The following is a 21,909-nucleotide window of genomic DNA, read 5'->3' as shown; positions in this document are numbered from 1 at the left end:
TTGCGTCACGGAGGCCGTAAGCCGATCGCATGAGAGCTAACGCAGCTTCGAATTTTGTCCGCCCTGATAGCTCCCGAAGCCAGCTGTTTAATCCGCGTATCGCTATACATGCGGTCACGACGGCGGCGCCAGCAAGAATCGCGTCCTTTACCATCCCAACTACGATCGCCAATTGTGCTAGCTGCATACAAGCATCCGTTGTTTTGCTCGTTCAGGTGCGCATCCCGTTTTCCGTTGTCACATCAAAGCGTCGATGCGTGAACAGAGGCGGTCGATTTCGGCTTGCACTCGGTCGCGTTCATCGCAAGCCAGAGAATCGTGGGCTTCATAGTTTCAAATCCAGTGTTGCCGTAACTATCCTCTTCCTTCCGTAGTGAACCGGATCGTGCTCAAGACTTTTTACCTCGGATGCGATACCGTCCAACCCTGGATAAATGAAGGATGCAGAGACGCTCAACGTACGCAGTCGCTCGCGCAGCCGAGGTTTCAGAGTACCGGGCACAATGAATTCGTCGAGATCACCTTCCAGGCTGGAAACGAGATCTTCATAGGGCCTCGCCGGGCACGAAAACACGGATGCCTGATTGTGGTAGCGACGATCCTTATACCTCGGTCGTACAAAAATAACTGTTCTTTGTTTCGGCTGGATAGCAAATACACTTTTAGCGAGGGTATCGGCTGTACGAAAGTCGAAAAGATCTGGTTGATCGCTTACGACTTGTCGCGTCATATACACCTTTCCGTCACATTCGTCTCGGCTCTCGACTGCAAAATACAACCCCACCAGTGGATTCGTAGACCAATCTAGAAGCCGTGTTGGCAACCCGTGGTGCTGCGCGAGAAACAGCCACTCGAAGTCGCTTTCCGGAACGAACTCTAGCTCTCTCAAGGACAGGCGCTTGAATTCATCAATTAATCCACGTTCCAACGAGCTGATATCACCACCGGTATGTTCTTGTGGATGCCGAGCGATTGACGGAAGCAGCGTATATTTCTTGTCGGACTGGCCTCGATAAAGTAGCCTTGGCTGCCCCGACGCGAGCGTCTTTTGCATGAATTCTTGCCAGAATACGTCGATGTCCGATAGCTCGGTCATCCTTTTTGCCTCCATTTCCATTCCGTTTCCGTTCCGTCACTCTACGTTGGTCGAGCCCCATGTTTCGCCAGCCAGCGTGGTGACTACCAAGGCATGCCGCTCTCGGGGTCCAGCCGGACAGGTGGCCCATATAACGATTCGAGATCGGCCTCGTAAGCCCGGCACACACGATTCTCGGCGTTTGCAAACACGTCGCTGATCGGATGCCGCGACCACTCCTCAAGTAAGTTCTCTATAAATTCGCTTGCCCACTTCGCTTCTCCGAAGAACCATTCCGATGTGCCTTCATCGTGGAAAGCGATGCGTTCAGCGAATTGGCCGTGAAGCGCCGCTTCAATCGTTGACAGCTTTCCATATTTGGCCGGAACGAACCAAGCCACTTCAAGGGCAAGCTTTGGATCACCGGTGCGAAGCGTCTTGGCGCGATCCATCGGATTCCCCGTTGTGCGCCCCAGCTTAAATCTGTTGCAGTCGGCCGACGTCATCATTATGTAGATCCAGCCGCCCGCCGGTTCGAATTCATCAGTCGCCATTGCCTAGATGCCCAATTTTTCCAGTGTGCTCTTACTTGCGGTTGCGCGCGCGCGATGGCGTCCGCTGCGATCCTCTCGTGGACGCGAACACGATGCGCGCGAAACTCTAAGTCTGGCCAACGACGCACGCACTCATCGAGTGCACGCTCCGCGTCGGCCAGTGACATCGCCTTGTCGTAACCCGGCCACGGCTCGTATACGTCCTCGCCTTCAGCTTTCTCATCTGGTGTCAGCGTTGTCAGCCACTTATGTCGGACCTTCCGCATCCGCGCATCCTCCAACAGCGATCCGATGATCGCTAAAGAACCATGAGAGCCCTTGCGCGACCAGATAGGCGCAGGAAGCCAGTAACGCGAAGCCAATCCATATCCGATACTTCGCGAGAAAATCCGTGAGACCTGTCGAACCAACAAAATGTGACGGGGCGTGCAAAAGTGCCCCGCTGGCGATCGCGATGGCGAGTAAAGGCTTCACAGCGATCTGTCCAGCTGCTTTGCCCTCAGCGATGTCCGCGATCATTCCCATGTCAGCGTTTTTCCTATTTCAGCGTGACAGATACGCCAAGCCGGTTCAACTGCCGCGCGAGTTCGTCCGCTTGCTCGACAGTCGTTTCGGGCTGCAACTCGATTACCAAACGGTGTGTTCCAAAACTCGGATCGCTCTCCAAATCCTCCAGATGGATTGCAAAACCGTACGCCGTGGCCGTGGCCCGATTGGGAGGCTCCTTGACCGTAGCCGTGAACTTCCGTTGTTTCGACATAGCTGCTCTGCCCAGTAGTGCCAGCAACCGGCTGGCCCGGCCTTTCCTATCGCGTAGCCTTGAAGCCATCCCCGAAATTGAAGTTGGTGCGAGTTCCTCCACTTTCGGTTTCTGCGCCTGCTGATGAGGATGACTCGAAATGACGGATATCGTTCTTCGTCATCGCTTCCATACGCTCGAAATCGGCCTTGGTGTTGGCCTCTTTAACCTGCTTATAGCTCCAAACGCCGACCGCTGCGAGGGCGGCAGCACCTGCCGCAGCGGCGGCCCCCAGAAACAACTTCTCGGTCGCTTCCGCGCTCAGAAGATCGCGTACCGCCTCTGCGATGGGCAGAACTTTGAAATCGTCCACGTTCATTTTCCTATGCTCTGCCAAGCTGTACCTGAAACACGACACGAGGGATGTCGTTAACCGTCACCTGCGCTGCCTGACGACGAAACGTCCAATGAGATGTCCCGTCTGGATCGATGCGCAGCTCGTCAAGCTGTGTCACGTAGATCAACGGAACATCGACCTGATAGCGGTTGGCGAGGTATTCCTGAATCTCCGGGTACTGCCCAACCATACTGCCATTCCCGCCTCTGGGGAGATCGATTGACGTTCCAGACGCTATATCGATTGCGACCCATGAATGGAGATTAGGACCTGCCGGCCGCTGCTCAACATTGAATTCAAATTTCTTCGGCATTGCTGCTTTCCTTGCTCAAAACCGGATTACGTCGGCCGGAACTTCGATTCCGTAGTGCCGTCGGATGGCCTCGCGAAACTCCTGCCACTCAACTGCCCCTGCGGCCTCGTGCGTGCAATGCAGACATTGAGCGGCGCCGGCCATCTGCTCGGTCACTGTCCGATGTACGTCGATTCCGAAACGCTTGCTGAAGCGACCTACGCATGAGCCGTCGTCACCCGTCACCCAGACGGTGTCACCGAGCGCCGAGACATCGATACTGTAAAGATCCATCGCTTTTCCCCGATTTCCTACGCGTTAAGTTGCAGCGCTCGGCCCGCCTCTCGAATCCGCCTAGCCGTCGAGCGGTGTGTCGGATACCTCTGTCCAGTCGTTATGCCACCATTCGATCACCGCCGCCGCATCACTCAACGAGCGTGCGGATATTACGTCACGAACTTCGTCTGCAACCTCATCCCACCATGCCGCACCTTCGCCGTCACTTGCACGCGAGTCAATCGCCTTGCGATAGATCGCCTTGGCACTGTCGAGCGTGATTCGCATTGCGTTTTCCGTTGGCACTGAGCCTTCGGTCGGGCCTTGCCCGTCCGCGCCATCCGTAGGAGCCTCGTTCGCGCGATCGACTCGACGCTGCTGCCACCGATGGTCGCCGTTTCTGTACCTCCAGCGTCCGTGATAACCGTGACAGCACCATCGACCTCGTGAACCTCTGCGGCATATGCTCGGCCATCGACTGTGACTTTAACTTCCATATTGTTTTCCTAGTCATTTACATCGGTCGCGCCGCGTTCCGATAGAACATTTTCCGCGTCGGCCTGCCTTAACGGTGGCAGTTGGATCGCTTCGAACAAGACCTTCGGGAAGTTTGATATCTCGTTCCAGTTGTCTTGAATGATCGTAGAGTTTGCGCGTGCCTCTGTGTATGCATGGTGCGAGTGAGCGGCCGAGTACGCCCGTACGAATGCGTCTCTGACGACCGGCTCCAAGTAAAGGCAGTTCTGCTCCCACCACGTTTGGCAACGGAGTACGACCGGACCGATCTTCTCGCTATGGGTATTCGACAACAGTTCGCGCCATAGCGAGAACGCTTGTTGATGCGCGGCGAGGCGTTGGTCAAGCGCAGCTACACGCAATGCGTGACGTTGTTTCGAATTTTCGAGCAGTTCATTGAATCGATGCTCGACTGCCTTTTGCAAATTCGTGATTTCAGCGACGTCCTCTTTCGTTGCTAGGTTTTCGCCCTTTTTCCTGAAATACCCGGGCAGGAACTCTCGCACGACAACACCGATCAGGAAAGCAAGGAGTGCAATAAGGACATCAACTAATGTCATACCCATTTTCCTAATCGTCAAGAGGCGCGAGGATCCAAACACCATGTCGCTCTAGGTAGATCTGCAACCCGTCGCACGCCAGTTCCGCCTCGAGCCAGGTAGGAACCCTATCGCTCAACTGAGCAGTCACCGCGTCCCGGTCGTCGAGCAAATCCAGCAATGAAACTTCCAGCGCGCCGCGCTCGTCGGAGGAGGTCTGCATCGCGCGGCATCGACTTCCTATGCGTTAAGTCGCAGCGCTCGGCCGGCCTCTCGTATCCGCCTAGCCGCATCGCGCGGTGTGTCGGATGCCGCTGTTCAGTCGTGATGCCACCATTCGATCACCGCCGCCGCATCACTCAACGAGCTTGCGACGATTACGTCGCGAACTTCGTCCGCAACCTCATCCCACCATGCCGCACCTTCGCCGTCACTTGCGCGCGAGTCAATCGCCTTGCGATAGATCGCCTTGGCACTGTCGAGCGTGATTCGCATTGCGTTTTCCGTTGTGTTGTTCATCGCATCTCCCCCGCGATCTGCATTTGATCGTCTGGGTAACAATGCGTCGCAGCCACCGCACGGGCCACACCGTCAAGGTCCGGGAAAAGCGTCGCCAGCGTGATACCTTCGACTTGCAGTTGCCCGCGTACGAGTCCGAATGAGGTCGATGGCACTTTAATATAGCCGAGCATCTCACAATATCCGGGATCCACGTCGAGCGGCATAAGCCGGGAATTGGAGCCGCTAGGTTCTCTCGCACGCACAGTGAAGAATCCGTCCTGAGCGCAGATCCGACGTGAGATATGAGCAGGCTCGAAGAGTTTCGTGCCTCTGATTTGGAGAGGAGCTCCGCGTTCGTCATCGCGTATCCAGTCGTCGGTGCGGCACAAGAGCATCCATACAGCGGCGCACCGGAGGCCCGGTGTTTCAACGAGTTCAACAGGCTTGTGGATCGCGAACCACAACGCGCACAACGCATTAGCAGTCCAGTCGAGCAAGCGGGTCGGCATTCCGTGATGCTGGGCGATAGACAGCCAATCCAGATCCGATAGTGAATGCGATGACTCGACGTAAGGAACTGCACGCCGCTTGAACTCTTCAAGCATCCGATTCTCTGTGCTCGCGGAAACACGTCGATGACGTTCTATGCCAGGTGCGAGCGGCCATGCTTCGTCAGCTTGACCGCGAAATAGGTAGGCGTTTGTGCCAAAAGGCGCGCCGTGTGACTCTACCTGCCGGTTCACGAGCGACAGATACTCCTCTAGATTCGATGCCGTTCCGATGCTCGACGCAATACGCATTTTGATCGTTTTCCTTGTCGCGATATTCCTACGCTTGCTCCAGCAGCTCTCGTATCTCCGCGCTCATTTGAAGAGTGCCAGTGTCTGCTTCGAGCATCCACTGTTCGCGTTGCCTCATGGCGTCATTCTGAACCACGGGATTTCGTTCGTCCTTAATGGCATCCGCAACTCGACGGGCAGTGCTCATTTCCAAAATATGCACTTCTTAGCTCCTGTTTTCCTACGTGAATTGCCGTGGGGCGATGTGACCTTTCTCACCGACAGCTAAGCCGATCGACCAAAGCACATCTACAACGATCTTCTCGAAGACGGCTACAGCCACATCGAAAGCATTTTCGGCAGCGGCTGCGTCACATGTCTGACCTTTGTGAATGATGTCATTCCGCAAATCTTGCACGCGCCGGCTCTCATCAATGAGTGTGACCGAAACACCATCACGACTTACCTTTGCGATGTCCAGATTCGCCAGCTCTTGAAAGAGACGCGACAAAAGATTTCGGTAGCGATCAAAACCTGTCTGCCCAAGGGCGTGCTTTACGATGATGTCAGCCAGACCATCGTTATGGACAAGGCCATAGACGATGGGCTGCAAAAGCGTGGCCTTCAAGAGCAACTCGATTGTCGTGGCGCAAAACACGACGGCGGCTGAGTGATGTCCGTTAGCCTTGAGGCGCTTCGCCTCTTGGAGAGCATCGACGGCGGGTCGCATAACCATTGGATTGGCTAGATAGTACGAGCCTAGGCGGTCCGCCGTGAACTCGGTAATCGCCTGGACGCGGTGCTCTGGATACAGCTCTTCGCCGATACGCTCGTACATTTCATCCATCGCCGCGTCGCGCTCGTCGTAGCTCATCGCTCTTCCTGTCGCTTTCCGATTTTTAGCTTGAGCGCCCCTTACCGCAGCGGCCGCATTCGTGAAAATGAATGCCGCTATCGTTAAGTATGTAGTGGTAGTGTGTTCCCAGCGCCCATTGATGCCGCCCGATAAGGCATGCAAGCCGTCCAATCCACCTCTGCAACATGAGCCCTCCTGCTTTCCCTGATCAGTGAACCCTTCGCCATGCGTCATCAATCGCACCGAAGACAATTGGAACAAAATCATGGCCTTCGAACGACACCGGTCGATCGTCCTTCGGGTAGTCAAGCGCGGCAGGCGCACGAAGCATGTCGAGAATGCGTGTGCTGTGCTTGCCGGTTGCTGCCACCTGCGTGAGCACTTCCGCCTCAATCCTGTGCAGGAGCGCCCACATGAGCACACCCGCGGCGCGGTGACGCTGCACCACCCCCGTCACGGCTTCCTGTACCGCCGCATTGGCGGAAAACAGCACATCCATTTTCTGGTCCTCGCAATCCCTGATATCGGCCTGAGCCGCGATTACTTGACCAACTGCATTCCTGCGACTTTCGATGCAGTCACATCGAAGGTTGCCGTGTATTCACAGTCGGCCACGTGCCCAGACCGCTCGATCAGGCAATCCGCAAAATCTGCCTTGTCGGACGCCGCAAAAACTCGCAGGGCCTTGCGCACCGTATCCGCCGCTTCGACGAGCAGTTCCTTCGTCCCGACCATGGATTCGAGGATGTCCTTCAACTGTCCGCGCTCGACGCCGTAGCAACGCGCGAGCACCCACACGAGTTCGACCAGCGCGACTTGCGAGACGTAACCGGGGCGCTCGGCCGACAGGGACTCCATGAGCGCCGTCGCCCGCTTCGACTGCACGGCGTCGTCCTGAGCGAAGTAGCGGACCAGGACGTTCGTATCCAGTCCGATCATCGTGCGGACGCTCCCTGCTCGGCGATGGCGCGGTTCATGTCCTCGATCGATACTGGCTTGGCGGGCTTCTTCACAATGCCCTTGAGCGACGCGAGTGCGCGCGTGGCCGGATAAACCTCGTACCGGCCCGACTCCTCGTTGAAGCTGAATTCGATCCGGTCGCCGGATTCCAGGCCAAGCTGGTTGCGCACGTCCACCGGAATCGTGACCTGGCCCTTCGATGTAATGGTTGCTGACGGCATGATTGGCCCTCCGATACGCCTTACTTTATGGTAAGGAGATGACAAAAGCAAGGAAAATCCTCCCGTCGGGTGCGGCTGGGCGCCACGCAGCCGGGCAGAAATGTGGGGCGGGCAAGAACGTCTAGCTCCTGGTGTGGTCTCAACAGCGGCGGGCCGTTCGCCGCTGCAGGGCTCTGGAAATGCGATGAGACGCCTCAGGGGCTCCTGAACGGCGTCACGATGGCTGACCGACGCCGAGGGTCACTCCGTCATGGGACGCGTGCACCGCTCCAGACACGAAAAGCGCTCCATGGTCATCCTACGCCTGACGACTACGACGAGTGGCTCCGTACGACGGACATGGAGGCCGCCCGCGCGATGCCGCAGCTGCTGCCGGCGGACGAGATGATGGCCGAACGGCTGCAGATGTGATACGCCGACAGGTTCAGATCACATCCTCGCAAGCCCGGCGCATGATCGCCGGACTCGGCTCGATATAGCGGAGCGTATCATCAATCGACTGGTGCCCCAGCAGTAGACTCACCGTTTCCACATCCGCGCCACGATAGATAAGGCGGGATGCAAAGGACCGTCGGCCGGAATGTGATGAAGCGCCCTTCAGTCCGGCGTCCCTGTAGAGCTTCGTCACGTAGGCCTGAAGCGAATCGGCTGCCCAGTAGTCGATCTTCTCTCCAGCAGCCGACGTACGCACCTTACGATTCAGTGAATAGGGATACCCCTTGCGACTCAAAATCAAGGGTAATTTCGGCTGCATGCCGCGATAACGTGCGGGGGCAAGCGTGGTGCCCAGATCGTGCTCAACGCGAAACGCTAGATAGCGCTCAAGTGCGGCGATGAGCTTCGGGCTTGTGAAATAGACGGTACGTTGTCGGCATCCTTTTGTGATCGCCTCGCGAGCGCTGACCTCTTTACGAATGCGCCCATCGGGGAACATCACGTCGGCGGCCGTGATCTGGGCCGTCTCAGAAATGCGCAAACCAACACCGAATCCAAGCAGGATGATCAAGGCATCGCGCTCTGGAAAGCGGCTGGTCGCGTCAGTTGCACGAAGTAGGTGAGAAATCTGTCCGGGCCGAAGAACTGCCGCCCGCTTGATCGTGGTAGCCATGCTGTTGCCTCCCTGAATAATGCGCAAACACGTACAAGTCAGAGAGAAAAATGCGCGGCTTCTTTTTCAAGCGTAACACACGGTCAAAAGTGCCAACCTCGGAAAATTCGCAGTTGGGATCCAAGCGGCGACCGGATTTACGGTTATGCCACGACAACATCGTCCCAATGTGACGAACCGTGCTGACGGGGCGTATTGGTTCAAGTTCTGACACTGCGAAAAGCGGTGCAGATTCGAGTCTCGCCCTGGGCACCATAAAGCTGTTTAAGGTAGTACAACGCAGTCCAGCAAGATCCCACAAAGCCTTGTCGTAGCAGGGGTTTTTACTTTTTGCGGTCCATCGTCATCCAGCTGAAGCGCGTGTCAAAGTAGTACACTGGGCAGTAAATCGAAAGTTCGAGCTGACTGGATGTACTACCATGCTTCTGACTGCCGACAGGTCCAGTTGGCCAGGTCTGCCAGCCGTGACTACACGCTCAAGGACGGCTGCAGCCTGTTTCTCTTTTTGCCCACCGACGGCCCCAAAGCTGGCATTTCCGATACAGCTTCGCCGGGAAGCAGCGGCGCATCTCCTTCGGCACCTATCCGGCGCTTTCCCTTCAGGATGCTCGTGAGCTCACCTCTACGGCACGGACCCAACTGGCTCATGGCACGGATCCGGGTCATCACCGACGTACAGCCAGAAAGCTCTCGAAGGAAACCGGGGAGAAGCTCTTCCGTTCGGCCACCGAGCGATGGTACAGGCGGAAGGAAGTCGCCGGCCGTGCCAGCTCAACGCTCGGTAAGATGCGCACCTACCTTGACAAGGATATCCTGTCCGAGATCGGTTCGATGATGCTCCAGAAAATCACCCGCGCAGTCTGCGCCCGCGTCCAGGAACGCTTTGAGAAACGGGATGCCCTGAGTATATCGAAGGAAGCCCGGGGCTGGCTGCGTGAGATTTTCAGGCAGGCCATCGCGGAAGGGCGATGTGAATTCAACCCTGCATCCGAACTCAAGACCATCGCCAGGGCGGCCCCCAAATCCAGACCGTATGGCTACGTGGACGCGAGGGGCATGGGCGTGCGCAACAAGATCGTCCCGTTGGTGAGGGCCGCAGCCGGCATCGAACTGTTAACGGGCGAGCAGATTTGACCCACCGGGTCAAATTTAGACGCTCGCCAACACACGCGGGCCAGCCGTCCGTCATCAGCGTACCCGCATAGTCACCAAGGAAGGTTTTCGGATGCTCCTGGCCGCGCCCGGTCTGATAGTCGAACAGCACTACCGGTTGTTCGCTATCCTCAGCACTTCTGTACACCCACATGTACGACGTGTCCTGCGCCTTCCGGCCTTCCTCCTTCAGAACCTGGACTGTCGTCTCGTCACCGTGGATTCGGTCCTGTCCCCGCAGGATCTGCCTGAGCGCTTCATACAGCCGGCTGTAATGCAACTCGGCGGGGCGGATGATCCAGTTCGCCAACGTACCACGGCTGACCGCGATGTTTGAGCGCGCGAGCACATCCTCCATCCAGTACAACGGCGTGCCATCGACATACTTGCCAAGCGTGACAGCGGCGATCATCGACGGGCTCGCGTGGCTGCCCGGCAAGGGTTGTGCCGGCATGGGCGCGATCACGATCGGCGTGCGCATGCCATGACGCTCGCAGTGCCGGCATGCATACTTGAAGCGCGCATGTTGCAGCACCGATACCTTGACTTCCATGTGCAACTGCTCGCTGGTCTCCTCGCCCATGCGGTGCATTGCCTCGCCGCAGCACGGGCAGCTCTTGCGCTCTTCGGGCAGGTCGTACTCGATGCGCTCGCGCGGCAGATCCGCAGACAGCGGCTGGCGTCCGGGCTTGCGTGTTTCGGCAGGCTTGACCTCGGGCAACCCGGTGTCCGGCAACACGGGCACTTCGCCGGCGTCCTCTTCTTCAGGTTCATCCTGGACGGTCTGTTCCGCCTCGTTGAACACGCGGTCCTTGCGCTTCTCACTCTTCGGTGCGTACTGCCGGGCCAGCGCAAGACGATATTGCTCCTCAAGCGCGTCCAGGCGCCGGGTCAATTCGTCAATCCTGGCGTCGCGCTCGGCAATGAGCTGCGCATCAGCCGCCACGCGCTCTTCCAGCTTGTGGATATAGGCCTTGGCGGTGCGCGGGAGTCGGGGGAGATCTGGAGGGGACATGCGCTCCACGATAGCGAATCGAAGAGCCAAACAGGTTTACGCGAATGTGTAACAACTGGGGCCACCGTTGTTTACCTGCAACGGCGGCGATACCGGGCTTCAGCTCGCGTGGCAGTATTGCCGTGCTGGGTGGCGGCGCAGCGCGTCGAGATCGACGCCGTCGAGCAGCAGGTGAAGCTGTTCTGTCGTGAGTTCGACCACGGTCTGCTGGCGACGGGGCCAGGCAAACCGGTCTGCCTCGAGTCGTTTCATCATGAGCCAGAACCCCGCGCGATCATAGAGAAGAAGTTTCACGCGGTCGCGCTTGCGGTTGTGGAACCCGAAGACGGCTCGCGTGAGCGGGTCAAGCTGCATCGACTGCTCGACCAGCGTCACCAGCGTGTTCAGTCCGGCGCGGAAGTCGATCGGCTCGCGATGCAGGTACACCAGCAGGTCATGATCGAAGCGGAACATCAGGGCGCTCCCAGTGCGGCGATCATCGCGCTCACGAGTGAAGCATCGCGGCCGGAACACTCGAGCTCGACGACGACCCCGTTGGGCAACGTCGCTGACAGGCGCGCGGTCGGTGCCGGGCGTGAAGGCTGAAACAGTTCGCGCTGTGGCGTTGATTGCTGCTCCCGCGGCACTGCGACCCTCGGGGCCAATATCGAGGACGCCTCGTCGACCGTGACGACCGCTGCAAATGCCGACGACGGTTGCCCAACGTCAGCAGTCGCGTCAGCAGCGCGTTCTCGCCGCTCCTCCAGACGCACCCACTTGTGCAGTTGGTTTGCGTTCACGCAGGCCTTCAGCGCCAGACCAGCCAGCGATGCACCAGGCCGCCGGCAAGCCTCGATAAGCTTGCGTTTGCCCTCGGGATCGTATCGATGCTTGCCATCGGCACATGTCTTGATCACCCGCAGGGGAAGAAAGTCAAAGTCAGTGTCGGTCATTATCTGCGTCCGCAATTCAAGTCTGCGGACGCAGCTTGCCTCTTTCCGACTGCTGAGGCTAGGTGTGCATTATTTCGCGCTTACGGTAAGGCTATATACGGTCATGATTGGAAACATTTACGGTTGAGTGCGACAAGGCGATGACGACGGTCAGACAGGAGATGAGGGTTATCGGCATGAGTTCGAGCGAACTTGACCGACTCGCAGCGGGGAGTCCAACAGTGCGGATCGTATCGCGCGACGCAACTAAGTTATTCAGCTACGGATATTGCTCGCAGCGCTTGCGCGCACTAATCTATATAAGTGCATGCAGAACACCAACGCTACCGCGTCTTTGCTTCTTTTCGGCAAGTTGGCTAGCGCATCTTGTTGAGTTGTTGTTGCTTGTCGCGCGCGAATGAACCCATTGCCCAAGGAGATATCACGAGTGAAGTTCTCTCAACTTGTCCGATGCGCCGCTATTGGCCTGACGCTCGTTTCGAACGTGATCTACGCACACGAACTCGCTGCCAGTCTCGATTGTCATTCCGGTTCGCATGAGTTTATCGGGCAACTGGTCGACGCGGGGGAGATCGCCTCGAAGCCGATGAAAGTGTCTGATAACTCAGTCAACGCGTTTCAGCCGAGTCCAACGAGCGATCTCACAGCACTAGGATTCAAGGTCCGGGCCGTATTCGGTTTCTCCCCGAACGACGACATGTTCGCCCAGCGCAGTCACACCACCAATGAGATCTACGGGGTTGTCGTGGTGGCTGGGAAAGACGAGGTGAGCGAACGCGTTCGGGAAATGGGAAGTCCCGCGACAGTGAACGAAGTCATACCGCTCGTCCTGACTGCCGTTGTTTGTCAGAAGTAGGCAGTCCAACTCTCTGAACGTGTCTCACCGGTACCGTCGTGCTCGGTAATCTCGCGATTTGTCATATCAAGTTCGGCCAGTTTCCACCTCGCGCATCGCGCACATCCGTCACTCAAACGGCCGGTTCGCTCTGATACGTGCTCTTTCAACTCAAGCGTCTCAACCGGCGGTAACGGGTCGATATGACCCATTCGCTCTCCGTGGAAGCACATCGTCTTTGCCACCTGTACGTTGGGCACCGGCGCACTCACCTGGAAGCCTCCGATTCCGCCGAGGCCCAAGAGTGTTCGTTTTTCGAATTTGTTCCCGTCTGACTTAGATCACCATCATCGCGGCGCTCTCGGCGTGAATTTTCCCGATCGCGACACAGCGTCCCCGGCACGGCGACACCCGGTCATCTCCGCTTGTGACAGATTGTCGTTCGGCTTCAACTGTACCAGGCAGCGCGACTGCGTGTCCCGTGCGTCCACCAATTGATCTGTCTACCATTCTTGCGTGTGCGCAATCGCGTTCTGAATCGCGGGGCCGCTCGTGTGACTCTATTCGAACCTCGAGGGTGCGGTCACGCACGAACTAGCCATACGGCCTCACGCGCGCAGGACTGTGCGCCTCCTTGCTGTCAACCGTGGTAGTAGCCGTCGGTGACGGAGTTTTGCAGCATGCCATCGACATACACGCCAACGGGGTCTCCATCAGGGGACGTGAGGAGCGAGCCGGCGGGCTGGCCGATGATTTTCATCCGGCCACCTAGAATGTTGCTCATCTCCTGGTGATCAAGTTCTCCAGATTCCTCGAGGTCGTTGATAGTTAGCGTGTTCATGGTGTGTCTCCTTGAACAAGAGGGTTGCAGGAACGGACAAGCGGCCAGCTGCCTGCAGCACACTACGCAGATGTCATGCCATCCGGGTGTGTTCCTCGCAAAGCGCATCGCATCGCAGATCGCGATGATGCGAGTTCGTGCGCGGCCATCACTTACCTGAACGAAGTTGGAAAACTGATGACAGGGCATGTTTATCCCCCGCTCTTACTTCAGGTCCGTCTGCTTTGCTGTTCACCTGCCACTTAACTTCACTGCCCCCTATGTACGGTTCGCCGCTGGCGGTGATCTACCGGATAGTCGCTCCCCGTCGACTCGCGCTCACCTCCACCGCTTCGGCGTACGCGCGCGTAAAAGTACCGCTCTAACGTGGCACCGCGTGCTTCAGTTCGAGACTCACCATCGGAGTAGCCACGAAGACGACGGACGGCAAGTAACCGCCTTATCTCCAAATCGAGATTGACGGCGCTTCTCGGTTGTGCCAATAGCATGGCTTGTTCCGAAGCTCCCAGGCGCGCGGGGTTTCCATCGGCTCGAGCGTGCGGCCTCGCTACACACGAACGCATCGTTCATAGACCAGTGCCGCTGCCGCGAGGTCTTCGAGTGCCGTGCCCACCGCCTTGAACACCGTGCGTTCCGTGTCGTTGGCGCGACCCAACGCCTGCCCCCTGCACAACATTTCCAGCGTCGGCCAACGCTCTGGATCGGCGACGACTTTGCGCTGCAGTGGCCCAAGCAGATCGCCGGACTTCTGGAACGCTTCCGGTGTATCGACGAACAGCGTTGCCTCCGTGAAGCACGCATCGTCGGCTTCGCGCATCGCGGGCGTAAAGCTGCCGATGAGGTCGAGATGCGAGCCCGGAGCGAGCCATTCGCCACACACGACTGGCTCGGTGGCGAGCGTCGCACAGGTCACGACATCGGCGTGCGCCACGCTTTCCGGCAGATTGTCGGCGACGCGCGCATGGAATCCGAGTTCGTTCAGACGCGCGACAAGACGTTTCGAGGCTGCCGGAATCGCATCCCACACATCGACTTCCCGAATCGGCAGCACGGCGCGATACGCTTGCGGCACGAGACTCCCCACGCGCCCCGCGCCGAGCAGTGTCATGCGCGAGGCATTCTTTCGCGCGAGATAGCTCGCCGCAAGTGCCGACGCGGCAGCCGTGCGGCGCGACGTGATCTCGTTGCCGTCGAGCTGGGCGAGCGGCGCGCCGGTGCGGGCATCGTAGAGCACATAGGTCGAGTGCAGGCCCGGCAAGCCGAGCGCCGCATTGCCGGGAAATACGTTGACCGTCTTGATGCCGAGATACCGCCCGTCCTGCCATGCGGGCATGATGAGTACGGTGCCTTCGTCGCTTTCGTCGCTGCCGGTCGCGATCTTGTGGTTGTGACGCAGCGGCACGTGACAGCCTTCGACGAACATCTCGCGCAATGCATCGATCAGTTCGGGAAACGGGAGTGCGTCACGCGTGATGGTCGAATCCAGAATCTTCATTTGCAGACTTTCCTTGTGATGTGCTTCAGGGCATGACAGGCGCGTGGTAGGTCAGTGTCGGCGCGAGCGCCCACAGCATGAACACAACGAGCGGGATATGCACGATAAGCTGCGTGAACGTAAAGCCGACCACGTCCTTTGCGCGCAGCCCAAGCACACCGAGCAGCGGCAGCATCCAGAACGGGTTGATGAGGTTGGGCAGCGCCTCGGCCGCGTTGTAGACCTGCACGGCCCAGCCGAGATGCACTTGCAGGGACTTCGCCGCTTCGATCACGTAGGGCGCTTCGATGATCCACTTGCCGCCGCCCGACGGCACGAAGAAGCCGAGAATTGCGGAGTACGCGCCCATCACTGCAGGAAACGAAGCTTGCGACGAGATCGCGACAAAAAAATGCGCGAGATGCTCCGACAAAGGCAGGCCGGCGGGCGCCGCAGCTTTGGTGAGGATGAATGCGATGCCGCCGTAGAGCGGAAACTGGATCAGCACGCCCGCCGTCGACGGCACGGATTTCGCGACCGCGTTCAGGAAGCGGCGCGGACGCCAGTTGAGTAGCATGCCGAGCAGAATGAAGACGAAGTTGTACGTGTTGAGGTTTGAGATTGCGAGCAAAGGGTTCTTCGCCGTGAACTCATGACTGATCCACACAACGCCGAGCAGCACGATCAGGATCGTCACGAGCGGGCTGTATTCGAGCCATTCGCCGGGGCGTGCGGGCTTCGCCACGTTCATGTCGATGTCGTCGAGCGACACGCCAAGATCGTGCGCCGTGCGCGCGCGGTCGCCGACCGGGGCGGACAGGCCCGCGATCGCGAGTGACGCGATGGTCAGCGCCGCGACGATCAACATCGACTGCGGCAGGAAGATCGTTTCAGAGAACGGGATCACGCCGGTGATCGCCAGCAGCGCTTTCGGCAGGCTGTCGGCGTTCGCCTGCAACTGCGCGGCCGCCGAACTGAGGCCGAGCGCCCACGTCGCGCCCATGCCGAGATAGGCCGCTGCACCCGCTGCCCGATAGTCCATGCGCAGGTCCGCGCGGCGTGCGAGCGCGCGCACCAGCAGGCCGCTGAACACGAGGCTGATCGCCCAGTTGAAGAGCGACATGGCGATGCTCACGAATGCGACGAACATCACTGCGCCGCGCCCGCTCTTTGGCAGGTGCGCGAGCCACGCGATCATCTTCGACGCGGGCGGCGACACCGCGACCACGTAGCCCGAGATCGCGACGACGGCCATCTGCATCGTGAAGGGGATGAGGCTCCAGAAGCCGTCGCCGAACGCGATGCCCACGCGCTGCATCGGAGCGCCGATCGCCAGTGCGCCCAGCGCGACGACGATCACGGCGATCGCCGCGAAGATATAGGCATCGGGAAACCATCGTTCAGCCCAGCGAGTGACGCGCGCGGCCGTGCGTTCCATCGTGTTGCCCGCGCCCGAACCGGACGGTAGCGGCTTTGCCTGTGTGACCTGTTCCATGATGACGTTCCCTTCAAGCCTATTTGCTGGTGTGTTGGTATAGATGAATCGTCATGCCTCGATGACAAGATCCGATAGCGGAATCGCCTGGCATGCGAAGCACATGTCGGGTTCCTCGGGGGCGTTGCCCGAAAGGTGGTCGGTTGCGCCCTGGGCGATACGCACCGCGCAGCTTTCGCACTGGCCGACGCGGCAACCACTCGGCAAGGACACGCCGATGCTTTCAGCGAACGCGAGCAGGCTGCCTTGCACCGGCGTCCATCGCGCGGTTTTCCCAGAGCGCGCGAAGGTGACCGAGAAGGCTTGCGAGGCGTCGGCGCGGGGCTGCGACGGTGAGCGGAACGCTTCCTTGAAGATGTCGAAAGCGGGCACGCCGCGCGCGACGAGCCCGTCGATGATGGACGTCATCATCGGCTCGGGGCCGCACAGGTAGAAGCGCGCGCGGCGTCGGATCAGATCGTCGTCGATCACGCAGGCGTCGAGATAGCCCGCGCGGTCGTAGTCGATGCTGGCCATATCGAGCGCCGGACGCGGATGCGCATAGCAGTCGAACACGTGCAATGCAGGCCATTCTTCACACAAAGCCTCAATGCGCTGTTTGAACGCATGCGCCGCGCCGTCACGGTTCGCATAGAAAAGCCACGCTTCCGCGCGCTGCTTCGTCGCGGTATCGCGCGCAAGCGATTCCAGATACGAAATGAACGGCGTGATACCGATGCCGCCCGCGAACATCACCACGGGTTGGCGCGAACGCATCGGCAGGACGAAGGTGCCCCCCGGCGCGCGCAGCTTCACGTCGTCGCCGACGGCGAGTTCGCGATGGACGTGGCTCGACATCGCGCCGTCCAGCTGATGGCGCACGGAGATCGTGTAGGTGCGGCGGCCGCGTTCCTTCGCATGGCCGACGAGCGAATAGGCCCGCGTGGTGCCGCGTTCCCCGAGTGTTGCGACATGCACGCTCACGTGCTGTCCCGGCAGATAGTCGGGCAGCTGGCCACCGTCTTTCGCGGTGAACGTGACCGTGCGCACACCTTCGGCTTCGTTGGCGAGCTTCGTTACGACGAAAGCGCGCCAGCCCTTCCACGCGCGTCGCTTGCGTTCGAACGACGGATCGGGCTGCAAATCGCAGGCAAGCGCACGCATCGGCATCGAGCCGGACAGCGGATCGTATCGCCCGCCCGACACCAGATTGCTGAAGTTGCTGTTGAGCTTGCCGCGCGCATTGAATCCTTGCATGCCGAGTTCGTCGCATGCCTGCCACCAGCCATACTCGGCAACGAGCACGTCATCGGCGAGCGCATCCTCGATACGCGCGACGAAACGCGCCGAGCCGCTTGCGGTGCTCAGGATCACCCAGTCGTCGTTCTCGATGGCTTTCTTTGCCGCGAGCACCGCGCTCATTTCGACCAATGGATACGGCGCGCGCTTGCGCAGCCGCGTGACGCCGCGATGCTGGCTGTGACAGTAATAGCCGTTTTTCGTCGACGTGAGCACATAGGGATAGGCCGGGTCGCGCGCGTTTTTTGCGAGGCCGGCTGGCGGTACATACGCCGGCACCGGCGGATAGCCATGCCGCAACAGCTTTTCCGAATACAGCTCCACGCGCAGCGTGTCCGTGCGAAAGCCGCGCGGGCCGTCGTGCAATGGCAACGCGTATTGCTTCTCGCGCTGTTCGAGGGGGCGCGAAATGCCTTCGGGATGCGCGCGTAACGTCGCCACATCGAGGCCGAGCGGCGCAAGCATGTGATTCCATCCTGCCTCGATGCTGCCACCGAAGAACGCGTCGTGCATGCCCAGACGCGTCGCGAGCGCGAACACGATGTCGTAGTCGGCGCGGCTTTCGCCACGCGGGGGCACCATGCGTTGCCGCAGTTGCACGAGTTCCACCGCGCGCTCGTCGATCTCGAAGCCGATGCGCAAGCCCTCGCGTTCCCAAGGCGTGTTGATCGGCAGAAAGATGTCCGCGTAACGCGACGACGGCGTGTCGTAAAGATCGCAATGCACGTGAAATTCAAGCTGACTCAGCGCGGCGTGCGCAGATTCGGCATCGGGCTGCGAGACAAGTGGATTGGTGCCGAACGCGAACAGGGCACGCACTTTGTACGGTTCGCCTTCGAGCATCGCGCGATACATGTCGCGCGCCGTGATCCAGCCTTGCGCAGGCGGTCCTAATGGACGCTCGTCGAGGCCGAGCGCCTTGGCGCGCTGCTGCGGGGCACAAAGCGCGTACGTGCTCACGGCATTGGCCGGCTGCTTGACGAACTCGCGATTCGAGCCGCGCGTGTCGAAGGCCCCCGTCAGCGCGTAGAGCGTCGCGATGGCGCGCTCGGTCTGCGTCGCATTGGTATGCTGGCCGACGCCCGACCATGCGTGATACGCGATACGCCTACCCGGCGCGAGCAGCGCGGCTGCGCGTTCGAGCGCATCGGGAGCGACGCCGGTGATGGCTTCGACGCGCTCGGGCGTGAAATCATCGAGGGCGCGTCGATAGCACGCGAACGCAGGTTCGCATTCAACGTCGGCGACTGTGTACAGGCCGCCGAGCGCCAGGTCGTCGGGCGTCGTATGCGCTTGCTCCCCGAGCACTTGCGCTCGGCCGAGCGTCGTGTTCCATACGACATAGCGATTCGCCGGTGCCCGGGGATCGATATCCCGCTCGCGCAGAAAATGGCCGTCGTCGCGCCGCACCAGCAGAGGCGCATTGGTCCATGCGCGCACGAACGCGTCGTCATAGCTGTGGGTGTCGATGATGCGACGCGCGATGCCCATCGCCAACGCGGCGTCGGTACCGGGACGCACGCGCAGCCAGACGTCGGCTTCGCGCGCGAGGGCTGTCGGACGCGGATCGGCGACGATCAGCTTTGCGCCATTCCGGCGTCCTGCCGCAATGGCATCGGCCTGCGCGAGCCACGTGTTGGCGGGGTTCGTGCCCCACAGGAGAATGACTTCGGCGTGGCGGTAATCGGCAACAGGAATGCCGCAGCCGAACGTGAACGCATGCGCGACGTCCTTATGCCAGTTGCAGATTTCCGTCGCGTAGCAGATGTTGGGGCTGCCGTAGGACCAGATGAAGCGTTCGACCCAGTCGATGCTGTCGCTCATCGGCGTGCCGCTGGGTGTCGTCACGCCGAATGCAACCGATTCCGCGCCGTATTCGCGGCGAAACTTGTCGAGTTTCGCCGCGATTTCGTCGAGCGCCTCGTCCCAGCCGATGCGCACCCAGCGGGGATCGTCAGCGCCTTTGGGCGCGGTGCGGCGCATCGGATGAAGCACGCGGTGGGGGCTATGCACGAGCTCCGGCGCAGACTTGCCTTTCAGGCACATCGCGTGGCCTGTCGGGTGTTCGCGGTCGGGGCGCACTTCCGTCAACTGATCGCCCCGCACGATGTTGATCGTGCCGCAGCGCGAGCGGCAAAGTGTGCAGTAGCCCTTTTTTTCCTGTGCTTCCATCTCGTCTCCGGGTTCCATAGGGCTATGCTACGAAACCAGAACCGATGCCAAATTCATATTTTTGATCCGGCAATATAGAGTTTTTCAATACCTCACATTCAGGCCGCATTCGGAGCCATTGCACATGTCGCGCCAGATCACCCTGCGCCAGATCGAGTACTTTTTATCCGTCGCCGACACCGGGCAGATTTCGCATTCGTCGAATCTGTGCAACGTTTCGCAGTCGTCGATGACCATCGCACTGCAAAACCTGGAAGACGCGGTCGGCGTGCCGCTGCTGGCACGCCATGCCAAAGGCGTGCGCCTCACTGATGCGGGCGTGCGCTTTATGCGGCACGTACAGCAGGCGCGACAATCGGTGCAGGAGGCGGTGGTCGCGGCGCAGGAAGTGCCAGAGCAGATCTCGGGGCTGGCGCGTATCGGCATGACGGAGACGATTTCCGCGTATCTGCTGCCATCGTTGATGTCGTCCGTTACGCGCCGCTTCCGTAATCTGCAGGTGGAGATCATCGAGCGCGAGCGCGAAATCATCGAACGCCAGTTGCTCGACGGCGAACTGGACATGGCGCTACTGCTCGTCTCCAATACCGCGCTGCACGACGAGCTGAAGTGCGAAACCATGATTCGCTCGCCGCGCCGCTTGTGGACGCCGCCCGATCATCCGTTGCTCGAAGCGCAGCGTGTGACGCTGGAAGACATCGCGCAGGAGAACTATCTTTTGCTCGACATGGACGAGCACGTGCAGACGGTCGCGCGCTACTGGGGAAAGCACGGCGTCTCGCCACGCGTGCGCATGCAGAGCACGTCAATCGAGGCGGTGCGCAGTCTCGTCGCGCTGGGCGAGGGCGTGACCATTCTTTCGGATCTCGTTTACCGGCCGTGGTCGCTGGAAGGCAATCGCATCAGCCGCAGGGATTTGAGCGTCGCGGTGCCGACCATGGACGTGGGCGCAGTATGGCGTCGTGATGTGACCTTGAGCCGTCAGGTCAGGGCGCTACTGGATCTGTTCAGGTCGTGGAAGCACAGTTCGTCGTGATCGGCCGCCCCTATCTGCATAGTCTTGAAAAACTCGACAATTTCTTTGGCTGGCGTGAGCGATCGATAGGGGTATCAGCTATGTTGAGGCAAACGAGATGATGAGAGCCGCTCTTTTATTCGTTCAACCTCGAAGAGCACGTGTGCAATCACGCGTTTCTGATCCCAGGTGAGCCAGACAGCGTCACAGCCACAATCATGCATGCCTTGAATAACTATCGTCGCGACAACGGCCGCTATCCGACACAGGCGCAAGGCCTGCATGCGCTGATTGAAAAGTCCAACACCGATCCGATCCCGAGTGTCTGGAAGGAAGGCGGCTATCTTGCGCGCTTGCCAGACGACCCGTGGGGCAATGCTTATCTGTATCTCAATCCGGGTGTGCATGGTGAGGTCGAGTTTTCAGCTATGGCCAGGACGCCAGGCAAGGCGGCGAAGGAAACGACGCCGACGTAGGCTCATGGGAATAGTTGCATCGTCTGCGTCGCAAGGACCGGCCTCAAGAGGTCCTCGGCTTACGTCACCTCTCTGAGATTCGGAAGGCGGCTCGACTCCGAAGAACAACCCTGAACGTCTACGGAAGCTCGACGTTGACTTGCGTCAGAGTGTCCGACGACCAGCTTCGATTTCCGGTTCAGCCAGGAAGCGACGTTCGCTGCTTCCGCACGGATTGTCGACAACCGTGAGGAACTCGCTTGCAAGTTTGTTCACCGGTACGCCCGCGCTCCAGTGGCTTAAGGCTATCTGTGGCCCTCAATCAGTTACCTCGTGGGTAGCGCCGTGCAGCATGTACCGTGTAACGCTGGCCAGGCAGTCTCAAATTGGGATCAGATCGAACCGAGGGTTAACCCCTAAATTGGAAACTCA

General features: G+C 59.5%; 27 protein-coding genes and 1 pseudogene. 4 read left to right on the top strand and 24 right to left on the bottom strand.

Annotated elements, in window-relative coordinates; all coding sequences use genetic code 11:
* Positions 1-325: 325 nt before the first annotated feature.
* The 17 genes from E1956_RS45475 to E1956_RS45395 form a co-directional block, all read right to left on the bottom strand.
* Complete coding sequence (locus tag E1956_RS45475) at positions 326-1,096, bottom strand: FRG domain-containing protein (RefSeq protein ID WP_232072541.1); 771 nt, start codon at positions 1,094-1,096, stop codon at positions 326-328.
* 83 nt (positions 1,097-1,179) lie between these two features.
* Complete coding sequence (locus E1956_RS45470) at positions 1,180-1,629, bottom strand: GIY-YIG nuclease family protein (RefSeq protein ID WP_167760322.1); 450 nt, start codon at positions 1,627-1,629, stop codon at positions 1,180-1,182.
* Positions 1,630-1,875: 246 nt separating this feature from the next.
* Complete coding sequence (locus tag E1956_RS45465; protein ID WP_232072539.1) at positions 1,876-2,154, bottom strand: super-infection exclusion protein B; 279 nt, start codon at positions 2,152-2,154, stop codon at positions 1,876-1,878.
* Positions 2,155-2,167: 13 nt separating this feature from the next.
* Positions 2,168-2,389 carry a hypothetical protein gene (locus E1956_RS45460; RefSeq protein WP_134760652.1) on the bottom strand — a complete coding sequence of 74 codons (222 nt, stop codon included), beginning with the start codon at positions 2,387-2,389 and terminating at the stop codon, positions 2,168-2,170.
* 46 nt (positions 2,390-2,435) lie between these two features.
* Positions 2,436-2,741, bottom strand: coding sequence for a hypothetical protein (locus E1956_RS45455; protein WP_134760650.1), 306 nt, complete (start codon positions 2,739-2,741; stop codon positions 2,436-2,438).
* A gap of 10 nt (positions 2,742-2,751) precedes the next feature.
* Positions 2,752-3,078: a hypothetical protein gene (locus E1956_RS45450; RefSeq protein WP_134760648.1), complete on the bottom strand. Its 327-nt coding sequence runs from the start codon at positions 3,076-3,078 to the stop codon at positions 2,752-2,754.
* Between the two features lie 15 nt (positions 3,079-3,093).
* The gene (locus tag E1956_RS45445; protein WP_134760646.1) at positions 3,094-3,351 is read right to left on the bottom strand and encodes a hypothetical protein; all 258 of its coding nucleotides are present in this window, start codon (positions 3,349-3,351) and stop codon (positions 3,094-3,096) included.
* 60 nt (positions 3,352-3,411) lie between these two features.
* On the bottom strand, positions 3,412-3,621 hold the full coding sequence (locus E1956_RS45440) for a hypothetical protein (RefSeq protein ID WP_232072537.1): 210 nt from the start codon (positions 3,619-3,621) through the stop codon (positions 3,412-3,414).
* Positions 3,622-3,839: 218 nt separating this feature from the next.
* Positions 3,840-4,409, bottom strand: a complete 570-nt coding sequence (locus E1956_RS45435) for a hypothetical protein (RefSeq protein WP_134760644.1) — start codon at positions 4,407-4,409, stop codon at positions 3,840-3,842.
* 10 nt (positions 4,410-4,419) lie between these two features.
* Entirely contained in the window at positions 4,420-4,611 is a 192-nt protein-coding gene (locus tag E1956_RS45430; RefSeq protein WP_134760642.1) for a hypothetical protein, read from the bottom strand.
* Between the two features lie 95 nt (positions 4,612-4,706).
* Positions 4,707-4,907: a hypothetical protein gene (locus E1956_RS45425; RefSeq protein ID WP_232072535.1), complete on the bottom strand. Its 201-nt coding sequence runs from the start codon at positions 4,905-4,907 to the stop codon at positions 4,707-4,709.
* The gene (locus E1956_RS45420; protein WP_134760640.1) at positions 4,904-5,689 is read right to left on the bottom strand and encodes an FRG domain-containing protein; all 786 of its coding nucleotides are present in this window, start codon (positions 5,687-5,689) and stop codon (positions 4,904-4,906) included. Before E1956_RS45420 ends, E1956_RS45425 begins: the two co-directional genes overlap by 4 nt.
* Positions 5,690-5,909: 220 nt before the next feature.
* Positions 5,910-6,542 carry a hypothetical protein gene (locus E1956_RS45415; protein ID WP_134760638.1) on the bottom strand — a complete coding sequence of 211 codons (633 nt, stop codon included), beginning with the start codon at positions 6,540-6,542 and terminating at the stop codon, positions 5,910-5,912.
* A gap of 190 nt (positions 6,543-6,732) precedes the next feature.
* Positions 6,733-7,023, bottom strand: coding sequence for a DUF2471 family protein (locus E1956_RS45410; RefSeq protein WP_134760636.1), 291 nt, complete (start codon positions 7,021-7,023; stop codon positions 6,733-6,735).
* Positions 7,024-7,064: 41 nt separating this feature from the next.
* On the bottom strand, positions 7,065-7,463 hold the full coding sequence (locus E1956_RS45405) for a PIN domain-containing protein (RefSeq protein WP_134760634.1): 399 nt from the start codon (positions 7,461-7,463) through the stop codon (positions 7,065-7,067).
* A complete protein-coding gene (locus tag E1956_RS45400) occupies positions 7,460-7,705 on the bottom strand; it encodes an AbrB/MazE/SpoVT family DNA-binding domain-containing protein (protein WP_028224935.1) in 246 nt (81 codons plus the stop codon). The genes E1956_RS45405 and E1956_RS45400 overlap by 4 nt, the downstream gene beginning before the upstream one ends.
* A 424-nt stretch (positions 7,706-8,129) precedes the next feature.
* On the bottom strand, positions 8,130-8,813 hold the full coding sequence (locus tag E1956_RS45395) for a tyrosine-type recombinase/integrase (protein WP_134760632.1): 684 nt from the start codon (positions 8,811-8,813) through the stop codon (positions 8,130-8,132).
* Positions 8,814-9,299: 486 nt separating this feature from the next.
* On the opposite strand from E1956_RS45395, the gene E1956_RS47935 reads away from it, so the two are divergent.
* Complete coding sequence (locus tag E1956_RS47935; RefSeq protein ID WP_134760902.1) at positions 9,300-9,947, top strand: tyrosine-type recombinase/integrase; 648 nt, start codon at positions 9,300-9,302, stop codon at positions 9,945-9,947.
* A gap of 34 nt (positions 9,948-9,981) precedes the next feature.
* On the opposite strand, the pseudogene tnpC reads toward E1956_RS47935, so the two are convergent.
* The 3 genes and pseudogenes from tnpC to tnpA all read right to left on the bottom strand — a co-directional run.
* Positions 9,982-10,980 (bottom strand): annotated as a pseudogene (gene tnpC, locus E1956_RS45385) (IS66 family transposase); the annotation flags it as partial.
* A gap of 99 nt (positions 10,981-11,079) precedes the next feature.
* Entirely contained in the window at positions 11,080-11,433 is a 354-nt protein-coding gene (tnpB, locus tag E1956_RS45380) for an IS66 family insertion sequence element accessory protein TnpB (protein ID WP_134760630.1), read from the bottom strand.
* Positions 11,433-11,912 carry an IS66-like element accessory protein TnpA gene (gene tnpA, locus E1956_RS45375; RefSeq protein WP_134760628.1) on the bottom strand — a complete coding sequence of 160 codons (480 nt, stop codon included), beginning with the start codon at positions 11,910-11,912 and terminating at the stop codon, positions 11,433-11,435. The genes tnpB and tnpA overlap by 1 nt, the downstream gene beginning before the upstream one ends.
* Before the next feature lie 427 nt (positions 11,913-12,339).
* On the opposite strand from tnpA, the gene E1956_RS45370 reads away from it, so the two are divergent.
* The gene (locus E1956_RS45370) at positions 12,340-12,768 is read left to right on the top strand and encodes a hypothetical protein (protein WP_167760367.1); all 429 of its coding nucleotides are present in this window, start codon (positions 12,340-12,342) and stop codon (positions 12,766-12,768) included.
* A 619-nt stretch (positions 12,769-13,387) separates the two neighbouring features.
* Here E1956_RS45370 and E1956_RS45365 read toward each other — a convergent pair.
* The 4 genes from E1956_RS45365 to E1956_RS45350 form a co-directional block, all read right to left on the bottom strand.
* The gene (locus E1956_RS45365; protein WP_134760626.1) at positions 13,388-13,588 is read right to left on the bottom strand and encodes a hypothetical protein; all 201 of its coding nucleotides are present in this window, start codon (positions 13,586-13,588) and stop codon (positions 13,388-13,390) included.
* A 547-nt stretch (positions 13,589-14,135) separates the two neighbouring features.
* Positions 14,136-15,083 carry a bifunctional Delta(1)-pyrroline-2-carboxylate/Delta(1)-piperideine-2-carboxylate reductase gene (gene lhpI / locus E1956_RS45360; RefSeq protein ID WP_134760624.1) on the bottom strand — a complete coding sequence of 316 codons (948 nt, stop codon included), beginning with the start codon at positions 15,081-15,083 and terminating at the stop codon, positions 14,136-14,138.
* Between the two features lie 25 nt (positions 15,084-15,108).
* Entirely contained in the window at positions 15,109-16,557 is a 1,449-nt protein-coding gene (locus E1956_RS45355) for a short-chain fatty acid transporter (RefSeq protein ID WP_134760622.1), read from the bottom strand.
* Between the two features lie 51 nt (positions 16,558-16,608).
* A complete protein-coding gene (locus E1956_RS45350) occupies positions 16,609-20,007 on the bottom strand; it encodes a molybdopterin-dependent oxidoreductase (protein ID WP_134760620.1) in 3,399 nt (1,132 codons plus the stop codon).
* A gap of 124 nt (positions 20,008-20,131) precedes the next feature.
* On the opposite strand from E1956_RS45350, the gene E1956_RS45345 reads away from it, so the two are divergent.
* Positions 20,132-21,043, top strand: a complete 912-nt coding sequence (locus E1956_RS45345; RefSeq protein ID WP_134760618.1) for a LysR family transcriptional regulator — start codon at positions 20,132-20,134, stop codon at positions 21,041-21,043.
* A 197-nt stretch (positions 21,044-21,240) separates the two neighbouring features.
* The gene (locus E1956_RS45340) at positions 21,241-21,498 is read left to right on the top strand and encodes a type II secretion system protein GspG (RefSeq protein ID WP_418789379.1); all 258 of its coding nucleotides are present in this window, start codon (positions 21,241-21,243) and stop codon (positions 21,496-21,498) included.
* Positions 21,499-21,909 lie beyond the last annotated feature (411 nt).

This window comes from Paraburkholderia pallida (assembly GCF_004524855.1).
GTDB classification, from domain to species: domain Bacteria; phylum Pseudomonadota; class Gammaproteobacteria; order Burkholderiales; family Burkholderiaceae; genus Paraburkholderia; species Paraburkholderia oxyphila.
Note: the sequence above shows the minus strand (reverse complement) of the source record. Positions and strands in the feature narration are given on the sequence as shown.

Coding starts and splice junctions, on each gene's coding strand:
- tnpB (WP_134760630.1), bottom strand. CDS start 11,433: ATGTTCCGCTTCGATCATGACCTGCTGGTGTACCTGCATCGCGAGCCG.
- E1956_RS45420 (WP_134760640.1), bottom strand. CDS start 5,689: ATGCGTATTGCGTCGAGCATCGGAACGGCATCGAATCTAGAGGAGTAT.
- E1956_RS45355 (WP_134760622.1), bottom strand. CDS start 16,557: ATGGAACAGGTCACACAGGCAAAGCCGCTACCGTCCGGTTCGGGCGCG.
- E1956_RS45440 (WP_232072537.1), bottom strand. CDS start 3,621: ATGCGAATCACGCTCGACAGTGCCAAGGCGATCTATCGCAAGGCGATT.
- E1956_RS45460 (WP_134760652.1), bottom strand. CDS start 2,389: ATGTCGAAACAACGGAAGTTCACGGCTACGGTCAAGGAGCCTCCCAAT.
- E1956_RS45350 (WP_134760620.1), bottom strand. CDS start 20,007: ATGGAAGCACAGGAAAAAAAGGGCTACTGCACACTTTGCCGCTCGCGC.
- E1956_RS45415 (WP_134760638.1), bottom strand. CDS start 6,542: ATGAGCTACGACGAGCGCGACGCGGCGATGGATGAAATGTACGAGCGT.
- E1956_RS45365 (WP_134760626.1), bottom strand. CDS start 13,588: ATGAACACGCTAACTATCAACGACCTCGAGGAATCTGGAGAACTTGAT.
- E1956_RS45430 (WP_134760642.1), bottom strand. CDS start 4,611: ATGCAGACCTCCTCCGACGAGCGCGGCGCGCTGGAAGTTTCATTGCTG.
- E1956_RS45410 (WP_134760636.1), bottom strand. CDS start 7,023: ATGGATGTGCTGTTTTCCGCCAATGCGGCGGTACAGGAAGCCGTGACG.
- E1956_RS45435 (WP_134760644.1), bottom strand. CDS start 4,409: ATGACATTAGTTGATGTCCTTATTGCACTCCTTGCTTTCCTGATCGGT.
- E1956_RS45470 (WP_167760322.1), bottom strand. CDS start 1,629: ATGGCGACTGATGAATTCGAACCGGCGGGCGGCTGGATCTACATAATG.
- E1956_RS45405 (WP_134760634.1), bottom strand. CDS start 7,463: ATGATCGGACTGGATACGAACGTCCTGGTCCGCTACTTCGCTCAGGAC.
- E1956_RS45475 (WP_232072541.1), bottom strand. CDS start 1,096: ATGACCGAGCTATCGGACATCGACGTATTCTGGCAAGAATTCATGCAA.
- E1956_RS45450 (WP_134760648.1), bottom strand. CDS start 3,078: ATGCCGAAGAAATTTGAATTCAATGTTGAGCAGCGGCCGGCAGGTCCT.
- E1956_RS45340 (WP_418789379.1), top strand. CDS start 21,241: ATGCATGCCTTGAATAACTATCGTCGCGACAACGGCCGCTATCCGACA.
- tnpA (WP_134760628.1), bottom strand. CDS start 11,912: ATGACCGACACTGACTTTGACTTTCTTCCCCTGCGGGTGATCAAGACA.
- E1956_RS45395 (WP_134760632.1), bottom strand. CDS start 8,813: ATGGCTACCACGATCAAGCGGGCGGCAGTTCTTCGGCCCGGACAGATT.
- E1956_RS45425 (WP_232072535.1), bottom strand. CDS start 4,907: ATGAACAACACAACGGAAAACGCAATGCGAATCACGCTCGACAGTGCC.
- lhpI (WP_134760624.1), bottom strand. CDS start 15,083: ATGAAGATTCTGGATTCGACCATCACGCGTGACGCACTCCCGTTTCCC.
- E1956_RS45465 (WP_232072539.1), bottom strand. CDS start 2,154: ATGGGAATGATCGCGGACATCGCTGAGGGCAAAGCAGCTGGACAGATC.
- E1956_RS45345 (WP_134760618.1), top strand. CDS start 20,132: ATGTCGCGCCAGATCACCCTGCGCCAGATCGAGTACTTTTTATCCGTC.
- E1956_RS45400 (WP_028224935.1), bottom strand. CDS start 7,705: ATGCCGTCAGCAACCATTACATCGAAGGGCCAGGTCACGATTCCGGTG.
- E1956_RS45445 (WP_134760646.1), bottom strand. CDS start 3,351: ATGGATCTTTACAGTATCGATGTCTCGGCGCTCGGTGACACCGTCTGG.